The following is a 16,736-nucleotide window of genomic DNA, read 5'->3' as shown; positions in this document are numbered from 1 at the left end:
GAGATCGGTCAAGCGAGCGTCTGGATCAGCAGTGCAGGGTTCAGGCGAGTCCCAGACTAGCCAACACAACAGAGGCAGCGATGAGTGAACCCTATTCTCCGACCCGAGCGGTCGACGCGGAGAACCCCGTGGAATTGAAAGGCAATACGCTGGGCTTATGGCAGATCGTATTCCTGGTGATTTCGGCGGCCGCGCCGCTGACCGGCATGCTCGGCGCGGTGCCGCCCGCGATCAGCCTGGGCAACGGCGCGGGCATTCCGGGCGCGTTCGTGATCGCCGGCGCGGTGCTGCTGATTTTCAGCGTGGGCTTTGCCTCGATGAGCCGGCACGTGGTGCGGGCCGGCGCGTTTTACGCGTACATCACCGCCGGACTCGGGCGGCCGTTGGGCATGGCGGGCGCGCTCGTCGCGCTGATGTCGTACACGTTCATCCAGATCGCGCTGTACGGCCTGTTTGGTTTCTTCTGCACGGTGATTCTCTCGCCGCTCCTGCATACCGCGTTGCCCTGGTACGGGTATTCGCTGATCTGCGTCGCCGTGGTGCAATTCACCGGCATTCGCGGCATCGATCTGAATAGCCGCCTGCTCGGCGTGCTGATGTGCCTCGAACTGGGCATTCTACTGGTGCTCGCCATCGCGATCGTCGTGCATGGCGGCGGACCGAACGGGCTTACGCTCGCACCGTTCACGCCGCAGCATGTGTTCAGCGGCCACCTCGGCATTGCGGTGATGTTTGCCTTTGCCTCGTTCATCGGCTTCGAGGCGACCGCGATATACGGCAAGGAATGTCGCGATCCGAAGGTGACGGTGCCGCGCGCCACGTACGTGTCCGTAATGCTGATTCTCGTGTTCTTCGCTTTCGTCACATGGACCATCGTCTGCGCGTATGGCCTCGCCGATGTGGTCACGGTCGCGACCAAACAGCCTGGCGACTTCTGGTTCATCCAATCCGGCAAATATCTGGGCAATGCAGTCACGACGGTGATGAGCCTCCTGCTGCTCAGCAGTATTTTCGCGAGCCTGCTGTCGTTTCATAACACGCTGGTGCGTTATATCCATGCGCTGAGTCTCGAAGGCATCCTGCCGCAGGTCCTCAACCGTGTGCATGAAAAATATCGTTCGCCGTATGTGGCGAGCTACCTGCAGACGCTTTCCGTGTGCGTGTTGCTCGGCCTCTTTATCGCGGCAGGCAGCGACGTGTTCAACATTGTGTTCAGCTGGAGTTCGGCGCTCGGCACGATCGGCATTGTGATGTTGCAGGCGGTGACGAGTTTTTCGGTGATCGCGTTCTTCCGCAAGACGCGCAAGGACACGCGCGTATGGCACTCGTTCGTGGCGCCGCTGGTGGGTGGCCTCGGCCTCTTGTATATCGGCGTGATTCTGGTGCGCAATCTCGACGCGCTCAGTGGCTCCGATAGTCCGATCGTCAAATCGTTTCCCTGGATCGTGTTCACGGTGGCGCTGGTCGGCGTGGTGATCGGTCTCGTCCTGCGCAAGAAGCACCCGGATATCTACGCACGCTTCGGCCAATAAAAGCGCACCACGCGAACCGCGCCAACCCGGCGCGATAACCCGCTACCTCACTTCTCGACACGACAATCATGGCAGACACTTTCGTCAAGCGCTCGGCGCTTGCGCTGGCCGCGTTCGGCCTTTCGATGGGCGCGCACGCGCAATCTTCGGTGACGCTTTACGGCACGGTCGACGCCGGCCTCATCTACACCAGCAACCAGCAAACGACGCTCGCCAACGGCAGCACCAACGGACACGCGAACTATCAACTCGGAGGCGGCAATCTGGTGCCGTCGCGCTGGGGCTTGATGGGCACGGAAGATATCGGCGGCGGTACGACGGTCAACTTCGCGTTGGAGAACAGCTTTCTGATCGGCAGCGGCGCGATGCTGCAATCGAATACGCTGTTCAATCGCAATGCGTGGGTCGGTCTGAACAACGCAACGTATGGCGCGCTGACGTTCGGCCGTCAGTACGATCCGTTCTCGGATTACATGGGTGCGTATGCATCGAGTAATAACTGGGCGACGCTGTACGGCTCGCATTTCGGCGACGTCGATAACTTGAACGAGGCGTTCAACTTCAACAATTCGATCAAGTACATCAGCCCGAGCTTTGGCGGATTCACGATTGGAGGATTGTTCAGCCTGGGCGGCGTAGCGGGGAATTTTTCGCAGAACAAGGGCTGGGCGCTGGCGGCGAATTACGCGCAGGGGCCATTGTCGTTGAGCGCGGGGTATCTGGAGTTGAATCAGCCATTGCAGGCGGCGCTGGGTGGTACGAGCAGCTATATCGGCGACTTCAGTTGCGCGAACGCGGACGCGTCGTACTGTCTGCTGCAGGATGCGAGCAAGGTGCGGATCTTTGGAGCAGGGGGCTCGTATTCGTTCGGCAAGGCGAACGTGGCGGTGACTTATACGCACACGCGGCTGTCGCAGAGCCAGTACTTTGCGAGCGCGGCACGCCCGGCCGGCGCTGATGTTTCATTCGATATCGCCGAGTTGAACACCACCTACGCGCTTGCGCCGGATTTTCAGCTTGGGCTTGCCTATATCTTCAACGATGTGAAGCCCAGCGGAAGCAGCTCGACTCGCGTGCATCAGATCAATCTCGGAGCGGTGTATAGCTTATCGAAACGCACCGCTGTTTATGCCGTGGCGATTGGACAGAAGTCTTCCGGCGCCGGGTTAGGGGTCGATCCTGTGACCGGCGCGAGTGAGAACCTCGCGCAAATTCCGAACGTGGTGAATTCTGATACCGATCGGCAGGTCTCGGTGGTTGTGGGGTTGCGCCACAACTTTTGAAATCACGCTTTGAACGTCGCCTGCTCGAGGATCATGTCGTAGAGCGCCTGCGCGGCAGGCGACAACTGCGCGGTCTTGCGCGCCACGAGCACGAGCGTGCGCGACACGGCCGGCTGTGTGAGTTCGACGATCCGCACCGTCGGATACGCGCCTTTCTGCAATGCAAGCGCCGGCACCACCGCCGCGCCCACACCCTGCGCGACCAGCCCGACGGCCGTGGAACTGCGCTGCACTTCGTAGAACGAGCGCAGGGCCAGTTGGCTCGGCTCCAGCGCGACGTCCAGTAACGCACGGTTGCCGCTCACTTCGCCGGCAAAGATCAGCGGATACGATTGCAATTGCTGCCAGGCGATGCGACGCCGCTTCGCCAATGGATGATCCTCGTGGCAAATCAGAACATAGCGGTCCTCCGTGAGCGGCACGCTCGCCAGATCGGGATGATGCTCGCCCGCGATATTGATGCCGAATTCGACTTCCCGACGCAGCACGGCTGCTTCCACCGCGGACGACGCGTGATCGAGAATCCTGATGCGGTTATGCGGATAGCGCGCCGAATACGCCTGCAGGATACGCGGCAGATACTGCACGCCGACCGTCGGCACGCAGGCGATGGACACATCGCCGCGGCGTGCCACGCCCGTCTCGCGGATTTCGACCAGCGCATCGGCGAGTTCGCCGAGCAAGCGGCGCGCTTGCGGCAGAAAACCTTCTCCGATTTCGGTGAGCGCCATGGAGCGCGTGGTCCGTTCGATTAGCGTGACGCCGAGATAGGTTTCGAGCTTGCGCAGACGCTGCGTAATGGCCGTTTGCGTGACGTGCAGCGAATCGGCGGCGCTCTGGAAGCTGCCGCGATCCGCAATGGCGACGAACGCCTGAACGCCGAGTGTGTCGATTTTCATCAGTAAAATTGAGGAATCGGAGTGATAAATTCATTTTACTCCGCACGTCGTGCCGCCGAGAATGGGCGAATTGGATCGGTTGGAATGCCGCGCAGTTCAGACCGGCCATCACCGATCCGGCCACCTCGAATACAAGGAGTCCCAGATTATGTCGAACAAGGATTGGCACGCGAAGCAGTACGTGTTGTTCGAAAACGAGCGCACGCGTCCTGTCAGGGATCTGCTGGCCGCCGTGCCGCCGGCGGATGTGAAGACAGCGGTGGATATCGGCTGCGGCCCGGGCAACTCGACCGAGACACTCGCGGCGCGCGTGCCGGGCGCGGCGGTCAGCGGCATGGACAGTTCGCCCGACATGATCGCGGCGGCCCGCCAGCGTCTGCCGCAATTCCGCTTCGACGTGAGCGACATCGCCACGTGGGACGCACCCGGACCCTACGACCTGATTCTCGCCAACGCGGTATTGCAGTGGGTCCCCGACCACGAGCGGCTGTTTCCGTCGCTCGTCGGCAAGCTCGCGCCGGGCGGCAGCCTTGCGGTGCAGATGCCGGATAACCTCGACGAACCCGCGCACCTTCTGCTGCGCGAGATTGCCGCCGACGGCCCGTGGGCGCAGAAACTCAAAGGCGTCGAGCGCACCATGCGCTACGGCGCACAGTGGTATTACGCCTTGCTCGACCCGCTGTGCGCGCGGGTCGACGTGTGGCGCACCGTCTACCATCACCCGCTCGCGGGTGGCGCGGACGCGGTGGTCGAATGGTTCAAGGGCAGCGCGCTGCGGCCGTTCCTCGCCGAACTCGACGACGCGGAGCAAGCCGCTTTCCTCGGGCGGTACCGCGAGGCGATCGCCGCGGCTTATCCGGCGCTCGCCGACGGCACGGTGCTGCTGCCGTTTCCGCGCCTGTTCATCGTCGCTACCCGCTAGCGGCGCCGGCTCGCGAGCGAGGCGCGGTGCGGCCCGCAAGCGGGTTGCCGTGCCGCTTTGGCGCCGCACCGCCAGGGTACTCAGGAATTGCCGCGCTTGAATTCTGCGTGATATTGTTCTATCGAAGCGGGGGCCGGCGACACGCCGTCCTCACCGGAACGCAATCCACCGCAGCGAGCGTCGCCATGAGTGATGTACGCCATCATCTGAGTCCACGGGACCGTCTGGAGCTGTTGTGCTGGCTCACATGCGGGAGTCTTGGCGCTTACTACCTGAATGAGGACTGGCCGGACGCGGCGTTCCACGTGCAGGCCGCGCACAAGTGGCTCGACCGCCGGGCGCGGGAGGCCGACTGGCTGACGATCGCCAAATTGAGCGCTACCGCGGTGGAGATCGCACGGCGCCACGCGCAGTTTGTCGAGGCGGACTGGGCGAGAGATGCGGTCGAGGAGATTCTCGATACCGATGAACTCGATCCTCAGGCCCGGCTCGTTCGGCAAGTCATTGCCGATTGTCAGACCGCTCTGGCGGATAAGAGGTTGGCGGATTAGCGTTCTGGTGTTCGCTTGCGCACACACATCATCAAGTGATTGCCTCGTGCTCAAGCGCTTGCAATCTCATTGCCGCCAGGCCCGCGAATTTGTCGGATTACCCGTCGCGCGTTCACAGGCACTGCTCGCGCAAACATATCGCCGCATGATTCAGATCGCGCTCGATCGCCCGCCGCACGCCGGCCGCATCGCGCGCTTTCGCGGCAGTCAGCAGATCGTCGTGCGCGTCGTTGAGCGTATCGGCAAATAGCGCCTCGCCAAACAGCAGATTTGAAATCGGGCCGACTTGCAGCCACACGGTTTCGATCAGCTCCAGCAAGAGCGGCGAGCCGGCCGCCCGGTACAGAATCAGATGGAATGCCTCGTTGGCGTCGAGATAGCTTTTGGCGTCGGCGCTGCGCAACGCCTGCGCCATTTGCGCGTTCAGTTTTTCCAGCGTATCGAGATCGTGCGCCGTGAGATGCGGCACGCCGAGTTCGGCCGCCTGGCCTTCGAGGATCAGACGCACGCGCAGCACATCGTCGAACTGTTCCTTCGATGGATGCGGCACCGTCACGCCGCAATTGGGCACATTGACGAGCGCCGATTCGGCCGCGAGGCGCTGCAAGGCGGAGCGCACCGGCATTTCGCCCACGCCGAGTTCGGCGGCGACGTGGCGGATCTTGATACGCTCGCCGGGCACGAAGCGCCCGATCGTGAGCCACTGCCGCAGCGTGTCGTAGGTCTGGTCCTGCAGCGTGTGATGGCGCGAAGTTTTCATAAAGCTCGATGCAAAACCCCATGGAAAAAGGGGTAAAAAAGCCAGTGCGTCGGCGCGACCTCAGATCAGTTCGCCAAGACAGGCGTCGAACGCGGCGACCAGTTTGTCGACGTCTTCCACCGACGTGTCCGGGCACACCAGAATCATGTTGTGAAACGGCGTGATCAGCACGCCGCGATTCAGCAAGTAAAGGTGCAAGACGAGTTCCAGCTCCGGATCGAGCCGGCGTCCGGCTTCGCTGCCGTTGCGCGGCGGCGTCGGCATGAACTGGAATTCGTTGCGCGCGCCGACACGCGTCACACACCACGCGAGGCCGTGCCGTGCAATCGCGTCGCGCAGTCCGCTCTCGATCCGGCCGGCCAGCGCAAACATATGCGCGTAGGCCGCGTCGGTCATCACCTCGGCTAGCGTGGCGCGGATCGCGCTCATGGCGAGCATGTTCGCGGTGAGCGTCGTGCCGATGCCGGAGTGTCCCGGCGGCGCACTGCGCTTGGCCTGTTGCGCACGCGCGGCAAGTTCGGCGCTGAAGCCGTACACGGCGCACGGAAAGCCGCCGCCGACCGGTTTGCCGAGCACGAACAGATCGGGTTCGAGCCCGTGCGCCTTCGTATAGCCGCCGGGGCCGCAACTGATCGTGTGCGTTTCGTCGATGGCGAGCAGCGTGCCGTAGCGGCGCAGCAGCGCCTGCGCCTCGCGCCAGTAGTCCGGTTCGGGCAATACCATGCCGATGTTGGTCATCGCGGGTTCGGCGAGCACGCAGGCCACGTCGCCGTCTTTCAGCGCGTGTTCCAGCGCGGCGAGGTTGTTGAATTCGATCACGCGCGTGCTGCCGAGCAGGTCGTGCACCTGACCGATCAGACTGTCGCGCTGTTGCGGCCGGCCATCGACCAGATCGACGAAGACGTCGTCCACGGTGCCGTGATAGCAGCCGTTGAAAATCACGATCTGCTTGCGCCCGGTCGCCGCGCGCGCCCAGCGCAGCGCGAAGCGGTTGGCGTCGCTCGCGGTCATCGCGAATTGCCAGTACGGCAGCCCGAAACGGCGCGCGAGTTCTTCGCCGACCCACGCGGCGTCTTCGCCCGGCAGCATGGTCGTGAGGCCGCGTTGCGCCTGCTCGGCGAGCGCCCGTGCGACCGGCGCCGGCGAATGGCCGAACATCGCGCCGGTGTCGCCGAGGCAGAAGTCGGCGTAGCGGTGGCCGTCCACGTCGGTAAACGCGGCACCGCGCGCTTCGTCGACGTACAGCGAGAAGGGCGTCGGCCAGTCGTTCATCCAGTGCAGCGGCACGCCGAACAGCAGATGGCGCGCCGCGCGTTCGGACAGCGCGCGCGACTTCGGCATGGCCTCGACGAACGCGCGGCGTTCACGCTCGACAAGCGCCTGCGCGCGCGCCCAGTTGATGCCGTGACGGGTATCCAATGGCAATTGCTCGCTCTCCAATCGGGTTATCTGCCGTGTTCCGTGTTCCGTGCTTCGAGTACCGTGCTTCGCGTACCGTGGTCCGCGCTCAGACGAGCAGTTGCAGATGCTCGCGTTCCCACGCGGTAATGCCTTGCGAGAAGGTCTCGAATTCCTTTTCCTTCACCGCGCAATACGCCTGCACGAAGCTGTCGCCGAGCACCTCGGCGAGTTCGCCGCATTTCGACAGCGCCTTGAGGGCGTCTTCGAGACCGCGCGGCAACTCGTATTCGAGGTCGTAGGCGCTTTCGATCATCGGCGCCGACGCTTCCTGCTGTTCCACCATGCCGAGATAGCCGCAGGCGAGGGTGGCCGCCATGGCGAGATACGGGTTCACGTCGACGCCCGGCACGCGGTTTTCGAGCCGCCGCCCGTCCGGCCCGGAGTTCGGCACGCGGATTCCGCAGGTGCGGTTGTCGTAACCCCAGCGCACGTTGATCGGTGCGGCCGTGAAGCGCGACAGGCGCCGGTAGGAGTTCACGTACGGCGCGAACATGGGCATGGCTTGCGGCATGTACTTCTGCAGGCCGCCGATATAGTTGAAAAACAGCGGGCTCGCCGAGCCGTCCGGCAGCGAAAAAATGTTCAGCCCGCTTTCCCGATCGACGATGCTTTGATGAATATGCATCGCGCTGCCCGGTTCGTGCTCCATCGGTTTGGCCATGAAGGTGGCGAAAATGCCGTGGCGGAAGGCCGTTTCGCGCACCGCGCGCTTGAACAGGAACACGCGGTCGGCGAGATCGAGCGCGTCGCCGTGCGAAAAGTTGATCTCCATTTGCCCGGCGCCGACTTCGTGCACGAGCGTTTCGACGCCGAGCTGGGTCATTTCGCAAAAGCGCGACAGGTCCTGGAAGAACGGATCGAATTCGTTGACCGCGTCGATCGAAAACGACTGGCGTCCGGCTTCGTGGCGCCCCGCGCGGCCGAGCGGCGGGCGCAGCGGTTCATGCGGATTCTTGTTCTGCGCGATCAGATAGAACTCCATCTCGGGCGCCACCACCGGGCGCCAGCCTCGCGCTTCGTAAAGCCGCAGCACGCGGCGCAACACCGCTCGCGGCGAGATGCCGATCGGCTCGCCGTCCAGCCCGACGCAATCGTGAATCACCACGGCAACCTGTTCGATCGCCCACGGCACCAGCCGCACGGTGTTCGGATCGGGAATGCAGACCATGTCCGGATCGCTCGGCCCGACAAAGCGCTCGAAATTCGCGAATTCGCCGTTGACGGTGATCATCAGCAGCGCATTCGACATGTGCATCTTGCCTTCCGAGAGAAACAGGTTCTTCGGCACGATCTTGCCGCGCGCGACGCCGGTCATGTCCGGTATCACGCACTCCACTTCATGGATCCGGTGATGCTCCAGGAATTCGCGCAGATCGCCACGCAGATTGCTTTGCAAGGTTGACTCCAGTCGGTTGGTGACAGCGGCACGAGGCGCTTTCGACAACGGAGCGCGCTGAGCCGCCTGTTCGGAAAAGCTGGATTTTTTTGTATTGTGGGATTTGATCAAATCATGACACGGCTTGCGCGTTTTGTAAAACCGGATGAAACCCGCGCGCGCCTCACAATTTTGCAAGCTCGGCAGCGTCTCTTTTGTTTCAGGCGAAGTCAGTCGAGCGTGACAGCGTTTCCCACTGTTCGATTTCCTCGTTGAGCGCCGCCAGCTTCGTTTTCACCAGGTCGAGCGCATCGTTGCCGAGCAGCAGATGCACCGGCGGATTGTTTGCCGCGACGATTTCCAGCAGCACCTGCGCCGCTTTGCGCGGATCGCCCGCCTGCTTGCCGCTCTTCGCCTCGCGTGCTTCGCGGATCGGGTCGAACAGGGCGTCATAGTCGGCGATGCTGCGGCCCGCGCGGACCATCGAGCGGCCGGCCCAATCCGTGCGGAACGAGCCGGGGGCGACGGCCGTGACCTTGATGCCGAAGCCGGCTACTTCTTTGGCGAGCGCGTCGGTGATGCCTTCGAGCGCGAATTTGCTGCCACAGTAGTACGCAATGCCGGGCATCGTGATGAAACCGCCCATCGACGTGATGTTGACGATGTGGCCCGAGCGCCGCTCGCGCATGGCGGGCAGCACGGCCTTGATCACCGCGACCGCGCCGAACACGTTGACGTCGAATTGACGGCGCAGATCGTCGAGCGGAGATTCCTCCAGCGTGCCTTCGTGACCGTAGCCGGCGTTGTTCACGAGCACGTCGATCGGGCCGACCGTTTGGGCGATCGCGGCGACGGCGGGCGCGATCGCCTCGAAATCCGTGACGTCGAGCACGACCGCGTGCGCACGTTCGGCGGCCAAGGCCGTGAACGCAGCGCACGCCGCCTCATTGCGCACCGTGCCGACGACGGTATGTCCCGCGTCGAGCGCCGCCTGTGCGAACGCGCGGCCGAAGCCGGAACTCACGCCGGTGATCAGAAACGTTTTGCTCATGGTGATCCACTCCTTGATTGAGTCCGTCATCACATGGCGCTTTCGGGTGAAAACGCGTGGCATCGACGGCAACAGCCCAGAACTGAATGGTAGGAGCAGCAGGGCCGGGCGCGAATGCCGGGACGTCTGCATTGATTGCCTAATCCTATGAACGGATGGATTTTCCGGCGCGGCGATGGCACATTGCAATCTGCCTAGCCATGGAGACAGTGACCGGAATGAAGCACAAGCATCAGGATCCGGGCGCGCGGCAACGCATGGTGGCCTTGCTCGAAAATCTCGCGCCGCTGGAAGGCTACAACCTCACCGTGCTGCCCGACGTGCGCTTTCTGCGTTCGAACCGCCCGCTTAGCCGCACGCCGGTGCTGTACGACCCGGGCGTGGTGATCGTCTGTCAGGGACGCAAGCGGGGCTTTCTCGGCGAGACGGTCTATGTGTACGACGCGCAGCACTATCTGGCGGTCTCGGTGCCGGTGCCATTCTCGATGGAAACCGAAGCCAGCGAGGCCGAGCCCTTGCTCGCCATCTATTTCCGTCTCGACTTCAAGCTGGCCGCCGATCTGATGCTGCAACTCGACGAGCGGGACGCGGGCGTGCCGGCCGAACCGCGCGGCATGATGTCGACGCCGCTCGACGCGAAACTGAGCGCCACCGTGTTGCGCTTTCTGGAAGCGATGAGCGTGCCGCTGGAAGCGGAACTGCTAGGCCCGGCGCTGGTGCGCGAAATCTACTTCCACGTGTTGACCGGCGAGCAGGGGGGATCGATGCGCGCCGCGCTGACCGCGCAAGGCCAGTTCGCCCGGATCGCCAAAGTGATCCGCAAGATTCACGCGTGTTATCGCGAACCGCTCGACATCGGGCAGCTCGCGCTGGAAGCGAACATGAGCGTGCCCAGCTTCCACTCGCACTTCAAGGCGGTGACGCGTACGTCGCCGATGCAATATCTGAAGTCGACGCGGCTTCATCAGGCGCGCCTGCTGATGGTGAGAAACGAGGTGACGGCGGCGCACGCGTGCGTGCAGGTGGGCTATGAAAGCGCCTCGCAATTCAGCCGCGAATTCAAGCGCCTGTTCGGCCGCAGTCCCATCGAAGAGGCGGAGCGGATGCGCAAATCCTTCTCCGTGCCTCCGCCCGCGCCGGGGTCGATCTTCGTCGCGTCGCATTGAGCGGGGCTGGCCCGGCGCGCACGGCGCGAACTGTGCCTGTCCGTTCCATCGAGCCGTCGATACGCTTTGAACCCATGCTAAAAATACTCGGCAAGACCTCGTCCATCAATGTCCGCAAAGTCTTGTGGACCTGTGCGGAACTCGCGCTTCCATTCGAACAGGAAGACTGGGGTTCGGGATTTCGCGCGACCGGCGTGCCGGAATTTCTCGCGCTGAATCCCAATGCAATGGTCCCCGTCATCAAGGACGGCGAGTTCGTGCTGTGGGAGTCGAACTCGATCATCCGCTATCTGGCCGGCCGCTATCACGGCGAGTGGTTATATCCGGTTGAGCCACGCGAGCGCGCCCGCTGCGATCAATGGATCGACTGGCAGGCGACCGAGTTGAACCGCTCCTGGAGTTACGCCTTTCTGGCGCTGGTCCGGCAATCTCCGGCACACCAGGATCGGCGGCAGATCGAGCAGTCGTGCGCGAACTGGGCAAGGCATATGGCCATGATCGAAGACCGGTTGCAAAAGACCGGCGCGTTCATCGCCGGAGACGCATTTTCGCTCGCGGACATTCCGCTCGCGCTGTCCATCAACCGCTGGCTGGAAACGCCGCTGCAACACGGCGATTTGCCGGCGGTTGACGCGTATATGGCGCGGCTCGCCACGCGCGAAGGCTACCGGTTGTATTGCCGCAACGGTACGCCGTAACGCTTGCGCAAACCGCCGCGCGGCTTACAACAATCCGTACGCGATGCTTACGGATTCCCGCCCATGCGCGCGCTGCTGCGCGGCGCGCCTCGACTCGCCTACAATGGCCACTTTTGCGACACCGATTGAAGGTTCCACCATGCGGGTATCGAAAGTTGCGCTGGCGTTGCTGGCCGCGTGTTTCACTCTGAATGCGAGCGCCGAGATGACGGCCGCGCAGTACAAACAATGGGCGCATGCCGATAACAACTCGATCTACGCCGCGTACATTACCGGCACGATCAACGCGTTCGGCTGGGCGAACGGCGAACTGGTGTCGAAGAAGAAGCCGGCACTCTTCTGCCCGCCGCCAAATCTCGCTATCGGCAACCAGAACGTCTATCCGTTGCTCGACACGTTCTTCACCAACCACCCGGGCCTGTCCGATGATTTTCCGATCGGCCTCGCGATTCTCCGTTCGCTTCAGGCGGCGTTTCCTTGCTGAGGTCCAGCGCGACCGCGTAACGGGCGCAGTCGGCGCGGTTCAAGCCGCCGTCAGCGCGCCGCGCTCGTCGTTCTTCGCGTAGCCAATACGAGCGAACACTCACATTTAAAACTCGCATTCCCGGCATGGCCAAATCCGCTTCCACGCAACGTCTGAAGCCCCGTAAAGCGCCGCTTCAGCGGCGTTCGGCGCAAACTGTCGAGACCGTGCTCGAAGCGGCGGCTCGCATTCTGGAGACGCGCGGACTCGAGGGCTACACGACCAACGCGGTTGCGGAACGGGCCGGCGTCAGCATCGGCTCGCTCTATCAATACTTTCCGAATCGCGATGCGCTGACCGTGGCGTTGATCGAACGCGAAACCGCGCAACTGGTGGCGGACGTCGAGGCGGCGTCGCTACTGGAGAACTCGCGCGACTGCGTGCAAGCGATGGTGCGCGCCTCCGTCGCGCATCAGATGCGCAGGCCGGTGCTGGCGCGCATCATCGATATGGAGGAGCGCCGCTTGCCGGTGGACGAGCGCAATCAGCGCATCGCCGACACGATTCATGCGGCGCTGGTCAGCGCGTTGACGGAGAAGACTCAGGTGCCTGAGCTAGACGATGTGGATCGGGTCGCGCGCGATCTGCTGGCGATCGTGCGCGGCATGGTCGATCAGGCGGGCGAGCGCGACGAGCGTGACGCCGCCGCGCTGGAAACGCGCGTGATGCGCGCGGTGGACGGCTACGTGGCGCAGTCAAGAAGAGTGGACGGCAGCAACGCGATATAACGGGAGCAAGTGCGCAGCGGGGCCACCCAAGGCCCCGCGCTTTATCAAACCTGCACGAGCTTCGGAATCTGCACGTCCGGATTGACGTCCGCTTCGTAATCCACGCCCGCGATCTCGAAGCCGAACAGACGCAGGAAATCCGTCTTGTAGCCGCTGAAGTCGGTGAGTTCGTAGATATTGTCGTTGGTCACCTGCGTCCACAGTTCCTGCACGCGGTTCTGCACTTCGGGGTCGAGCTCCTTGTAGTCCGCGCGCAGACGGCCTTCTTCGTCGATGTGCGGCGCCGTGCCGTACAGGCTGTCTTTGTACAGGCCGTAGACCTGCTCGATGCAGCCTTCGTGCGTGCCTTTCTCCTTCATGACCTTGAAGAGCAGCGACAGATACAGCGGCATCATCGGGATCGCGGAACTCGCTTGCGTGACGACCGCTTTCAGCACCGAGACGCGCGCGTCGCCGCCCTTGGCCGCCAGCTTCTCGCGAATGCCCAGCACTTTCTGGTCGAGGTCTTTCTTGGCCGCGCCGATCGAACCGTTCCAGTAAATGTCGTGCGTGATCTTCTCGCCGAGATAGGTGAACGCCGTGGTCTTCGCGCCGTCGGCGAGCACGCCGGCTTCGAGCAGGGCGTCGATCCACATCTGCCAGTCTTCGCCGCCCATCACCGCGACGGTATCGTCGATTTCTTTCTGGGTGGCGGGTTCGAGCACGGTTTCCTTGATCACTTCCTTGTCCGTGTCGATGCCGCGCAGAGTCACTGCCTTGCCGACCGGCTTCAAGGTCGAGCTGAACACTTCGCCGCTCTTCGGATGCGTGCGCTTGGGCGCGGCGAGGCTGTAGACGACCAGATCGACCTGACCCAGATCGCGCTTGATGACTTCGATGGTGCGCGCTTTGACTTCATCGGAGAACGCGTCGCCGTTGATGCTGGTCGCGTACAGGCCTTTCTCCGTGGCGAATTTCTCGAAGGCGGCGGTGTTGTACCAGCCGGCCGTGCCGGCCTTGGTTTCGCTGCCGGCGCGCTCGAAGAACACGCCGAGCGTGGCGGCGTCCGAGCCGAACGCCGCGCTGATGCGGGCGGCGAGGCCGTAGCCCGTGGATGCGCCGATCACAAGCACCTTCTTCGGGCCGTTGGCGATGGGGCCGCGCGCCTTGACGTAGTCGATCTGTTCGCGGACGTTGGCTTCGCAGCCGGTCGGATGGGTGGAAACGCAGATGAAGCCACGCACGCGCGGTTTGATGATCATGAAGCACCTCTTGTCGGAATTGGCGACATTATAGTGGGCCGCGCAATGGGCCGCGATGGTTGCGGGCGTGCCGCGCCGGTTTGGCTTCCGGCGGCACGCCGGCCCCGCGCCGCGGGCAAAAAATCGGCCGCTGCCGCGCAACTTGGTAGGATTGCGCCTTTCCCGTCCGACGATTGGCTAGTGTGAAGCGCCTCATCCCCTCATTTCTGGCGGCCCTCGATAAAGGGCTGACCCTCGCCAACCCGCTCATTGCCCAGGCGCTGTGGCACCTGCGCCATCCTACGCGTCGTGGCGTGCTGAAGGCTTGCGCGGCGCTTCCGCTGCTGTTGGCGCTGTACGTGCTGATCCTGATTCCGTTCACACCGGGCATCGGCGATATCCGCAAGGCCAAGATCGAGCAGCCGGCGCAGATCCTGTCGGCGGACGGCAAGCTGCTGGCCGAATTCAAGCCGTCCAACCGCGAGTGGGTCAAGCTCAAGGACATCTCGCCGAACGTGGTGAATGCGCTGATCGCCACCGAAGATCACCGCTTCTACCAGCATTGGGGCCTCGACTGGCGGCGCACGGCCTCCGCCGCGCTGCATACGTTTTCCGGCGACCGGCAGGGCGGCTCGACTATCACCCAACAACTCGCCCGCAATCTCTATCCCGACGAAATCGGCCGCGCGCCGACGCTCACGCGCAAGCTGAAGGAAGCGATCACGGCCTTCAAGATCGAGGCGCTCTACAGCAAGGACGAGATTCTCGAGACATATCTGAACACGGTGCCGTTCCTCTACAACGCCTATGGCATCGAGATGGCGGCGCGCACCTATTTCGACAAATCGGCTTCCGACCTGAATGTGCTGGAAAGCGCGACGCTGACCGGCATGCTCAAGGGCAACAGCTACTACAACCCGGTGCTGAACCCCGAACGGGCGCTGCAGCGGCGCAATACGGTGCTCGGCCAACTGGTCAAGTACGGAAAACTGACGCCGGCCGCCTACGCGACATTGAGCCGCCGGCCGCTGCGCATCGATTTCGAGCGCCAGACCGAACCGCCCGGACCCGCGCCGCATTTCGCGCAGCAGCTGCGCAAGTGGCTGGCGTCGTGGGCGGACCGGAACGACTACAACATGTATGCCGACGGGCTGGTGGTGCGCACCACCATCGATTCGCGTCTGCAGACGATGGCGACCCAGGCCGTGACCTTGCAGGGCAACCAGTTGCAGAACATTGCCAACGCGGCGTGGGGCACCCGCGCGGGCTGTTCGAACGGCCGCGATCTGCTGCAGACCTTCCTGCGCGAAACGCCTGACTACCGCGCCGCCAAAGACGCCGGTCTGAACGATGACGACGCGCTCAAGCGCGTCTCGGCCGACCGCGATCTCGTGAAGTCGGTATGCGAGTCCAAGACGCGCGTGCAGGCCGACTTTCTTGCGATGGACCCGCGCAACGGCCAGATCCGCGCGTGGGTGGGCAGCCGCGACTTCAGTCAGGACCCGTTCGACCATGTCCAGCAGGCGCGGCGCCAGCCGGGCTCGACCTTCAAGCCGTTCGTGTACGCGGCGGCCTTCGAGTCGGGCGCGAGGCCCGCCGATACCTTCGTCGACAAGCCCGTGGAAATTCCGCTGGCAGGCGGCGAAGTCTGGCGTCCGAGCGACGAGGACGAGCCGAGCGAACGCAAGATCAGCCTGCGCGACGGCCTTGCGTACTCGCGCAACCGCATCACCGCGCAACTGATGGAGACGGTCGGCCCGAACAAGGTCGCGCGCCTCGCTCGCGCAATGGGTGTGCGCGACAGCGAACTGGACCCGGTGCCGTCGCTCGCGCTCGGCACGAGCCCCGTCACGCTGAAGGAAATGGTTTCGGCTTACGGCACGATCGCCAACCTCGGTGGCTACGTCGAGCCGGTGATGGTGACGCGTATCGAGAACCGCAAAGGCGAGGTGCTGGCCGAATTCGCGCCGGTGTCGCCGAAACAGGAACTGCCCGCCGACACCGACCGCGTGTTGATCGACGTCATGCGCGACGTGGTGAACCGCGGCACGGGCTCGAGCATTCGCAGCCGCTTCGGCGTGCGCGGCGACGTCGCGGGCAAGACGGGCACGACGCAGGGCAACGCGGACGGCTGGTTCATCCTGATTCATCCGCAGCTCGTGGCGGGCGCGTGGGTCGGCTTCAACGACAGCCGCGTGACCTTGCGCAGCGACTATTGGGGGCAGGGGGCGCACAGCGCGCTGCCGATCGTCGGCGATTTCTTCCAGCGCGCGCAGCGTTCGAGGCTGGTCGACAGCCGCGTCAAATTCGCCACCGACCAGGCGCCGGGCTGGTTCGCCGAGCGCTCAGGCAGGTTGCGCGATTGGTTCCAGAATCTGTTCGCGGGATCGCCCGCTAAGCCGGAGGCGCCGGTGGTGCAGCGCGGGACGACGCGTCGGCCGCCGGCTGTTGTGCCCGAACAACCCGCGGTTGCGCCGTCGGCTTCCGCCGCAGTGGCCGGGCCGCGCGCATTGCCGCAGCCGCCGATGCTGCCGGCGCCGGGTTCCGCGCCGCTTGCGGCAAGCGGC

15 protein-coding genes (1 of these 15 cut by a window edge) are annotated in these 16,736 nt (G+C 63.7%); 9 read left to right on the top strand and 6 right to left on the bottom strand.

Annotation, left to right across the window (positions count from 1 at the left end):
• Nucleotides 1–80: 80 nt before the first annotated feature.
• Together ACFSNN_RS10705 and ACFSNN_RS10700 are read left to right on the top strand one after the other, a co-directional pair.
• Nucleotides 81–1,532, top strand: a complete 1,452-nt coding sequence (locus ACFSNN_RS10705) for an APC family permease (RefSeq protein WP_208949462.1) — start codon at nucleotides 81–83, stop codon at nucleotides 1,530–1,532.
• A gap of 68 nt (nucleotides 1,533–1,600) precedes the next feature.
• A complete protein-coding gene (locus ACFSNN_RS10700) occupies nucleotides 1,601–2,815 on the top strand; it encodes a porin (protein ID WP_134456073.1) in 1,215 nt (404 codons plus the stop codon).
• 2 nt (nucleotides 2,816–2,817) lie between these two features.
• Here ACFSNN_RS10700 and ACFSNN_RS10695 read toward each other — a convergent pair whose 3' ends face one another.
• The gene (locus tag ACFSNN_RS10695; protein ID WP_134456072.1) at nucleotides 2,818–3,714 is read right to left on the bottom strand and encodes a LysR family transcriptional regulator; all 897 of its coding nucleotides are present in this window, start codon (nucleotides 3,712–3,714) and stop codon (nucleotides 2,818–2,820) included.
• Nucleotides 3,715–3,862: 148 nt separating this feature from the next.
• Here ACFSNN_RS10695 and tam point away from each other — a divergent pair, with 148 nt between their 5' ends.
• Both tam and ACFSNN_RS10685 read left to right on the top strand, forming a co-directional pair.
• Entirely contained in the window at nucleotides 3,863–4,636 is a 774-nt protein-coding gene (tam, locus tag ACFSNN_RS10690; protein ID WP_134456071.1) for a trans-aconitate 2-methyltransferase, read from the top strand.
• A 185-nt stretch (nucleotides 4,637–4,821) separates the two neighbouring features.
• Nucleotides 4,822–5,187 (top strand): hypothetical protein, encoded by a 366-nt coding sequence (locus ACFSNN_RS10685; RefSeq protein WP_134456070.1) that lies wholly within the window; start codon nucleotides 4,822–4,824, stop codon nucleotides 5,185–5,187.
• A gap of 112 nt (nucleotides 5,188–5,299) precedes the next feature.
• Here the strand turns inward: ACFSNN_RS10685 and ACFSNN_RS10680 are convergent, their stop codons facing one another.
• The 4 genes from ACFSNN_RS10680 to ACFSNN_RS10665 all read right to left on the bottom strand — a co-directional run bounded on the left by ACFSNN_RS10680 (nucleotide 5,300) and on the right by ACFSNN_RS10665 (nucleotide 9,834).
• Nucleotides 5,300–5,947 carry a GntR family transcriptional regulator gene (locus ACFSNN_RS10680; protein WP_134456069.1) on the bottom strand — a complete coding sequence of 216 codons (648 nt, stop codon included), beginning with the start codon at nucleotides 5,945–5,947 and terminating at the stop codon, nucleotides 5,300–5,302.
• A 60-nt stretch (nucleotides 5,948–6,007) separates the two neighbouring features.
• Nucleotides 6,008–7,366, bottom strand: a complete 1,359-nt coding sequence (locus ACFSNN_RS10675) for an aspartate aminotransferase family protein (RefSeq protein WP_134458850.1) — start codon at nucleotides 7,364–7,366, stop codon at nucleotides 6,008–6,010.
• An 88-nt stretch (nucleotides 7,367–7,454) separates the two neighbouring features.
• Nucleotides 7,455–8,792 (bottom strand): glutamine synthetase family protein, encoded by a 1,338-nt coding sequence (locus ACFSNN_RS10670; RefSeq protein WP_134458848.1) that lies wholly within the window; start codon nucleotides 8,790–8,792, stop codon nucleotides 7,455–7,457.
• Between the two features lie 211 nt (nucleotides 8,793–9,003).
• Nucleotides 9,004–9,834, bottom strand: a complete 831-nt coding sequence (locus ACFSNN_RS10665) for an oxidoreductase (RefSeq protein ID WP_134456068.1) — start codon at nucleotides 9,832–9,834, stop codon at nucleotides 9,004–9,006.
• Nucleotides 9,835–10,052: 218 nt separating this feature from the next.
• Here ACFSNN_RS10665 and ACFSNN_RS10660 point away from each other — a divergent pair, with 218 nt between their 5' ends.
• The 4 genes from ACFSNN_RS10660 to ACFSNN_RS10645 all read left to right on the top strand — a co-directional run bounded on the left by ACFSNN_RS10660 (nucleotide 10,053) and on the right by ACFSNN_RS10645 (nucleotide 12,949).
• Nucleotides 10,053–11,000, top strand: a complete 948-nt coding sequence (locus ACFSNN_RS10660; protein WP_134456067.1) for an AraC family transcriptional regulator — start codon at nucleotides 10,053–10,055, stop codon at nucleotides 10,998–11,000.
• A gap of 74 nt (nucleotides 11,001–11,074) precedes the next feature.
• Nucleotides 11,075–11,698: a glutathione S-transferase family protein gene (locus tag ACFSNN_RS10655; protein WP_134456066.1), complete on the top strand. Its 624-nt coding sequence runs from the start codon at nucleotides 11,075–11,077 to the stop codon at nucleotides 11,696–11,698.
• Nucleotides 11,699–11,837: 139 nt separating this feature from the next.
• Nucleotides 11,838–12,182 (top strand): Rap1a family protein, encoded by a 345-nt coding sequence (locus ACFSNN_RS10650; RefSeq protein WP_012433016.1) that lies wholly within the window; start codon nucleotides 11,838–11,840, stop codon nucleotides 12,180–12,182.
• Nucleotides 12,183–12,307: 125 nt separating this feature from the next.
• Entirely contained in the window at nucleotides 12,308–12,949 is a 642-nt protein-coding gene (locus ACFSNN_RS10645; RefSeq protein ID WP_134456065.1) for a TetR/AcrR family transcriptional regulator, read from the top strand.
• A 44-nt stretch (nucleotides 12,950–12,993) separates the two neighbouring features.
• On the opposite strand, the gene fabV is transcribed toward ACFSNN_RS10645, so the two are convergent.
• Nucleotides 12,994–14,190, bottom strand: a complete 1,197-nt coding sequence (fabV, locus tag ACFSNN_RS10640) for an enoyl-ACP reductase FabV (RefSeq protein ID WP_134456064.1) — start codon at nucleotides 14,188–14,190, stop codon at nucleotides 12,994–12,996.
• A gap of 182 nt (nucleotides 14,191–14,372) precedes the next feature.
• Here fabV and ACFSNN_RS10635 point away from each other — a divergent pair, with 182 nt between their 5' ends.
• A protein-coding gene (locus tag ACFSNN_RS10635; RefSeq protein ID WP_377779168.1) for a penicillin-binding protein 1A crosses the window boundary here: on the top strand, nucleotides 14,373–16,736 show its 5' portion. The gene runs 144 nt beyond the window's last position; 2,364 of the gene's 2,508 nt are visible here — the first part of the coding sequence; its start codon is at nucleotides 14,373–14,375; its stop codon lies off the right edge, out of view.

Source organism: Paraburkholderia dipogonis (assembly GCF_042680985.1).
In the GTDB taxonomy this organism is placed as follows: domain Bacteria; phylum Pseudomonadota; class Gammaproteobacteria; order Burkholderiales; family Burkholderiaceae; genus Paraburkholderia; species Paraburkholderia phytofirmans.
This window is presented reverse-complemented; position numbering and strand designations above follow the sequence as displayed.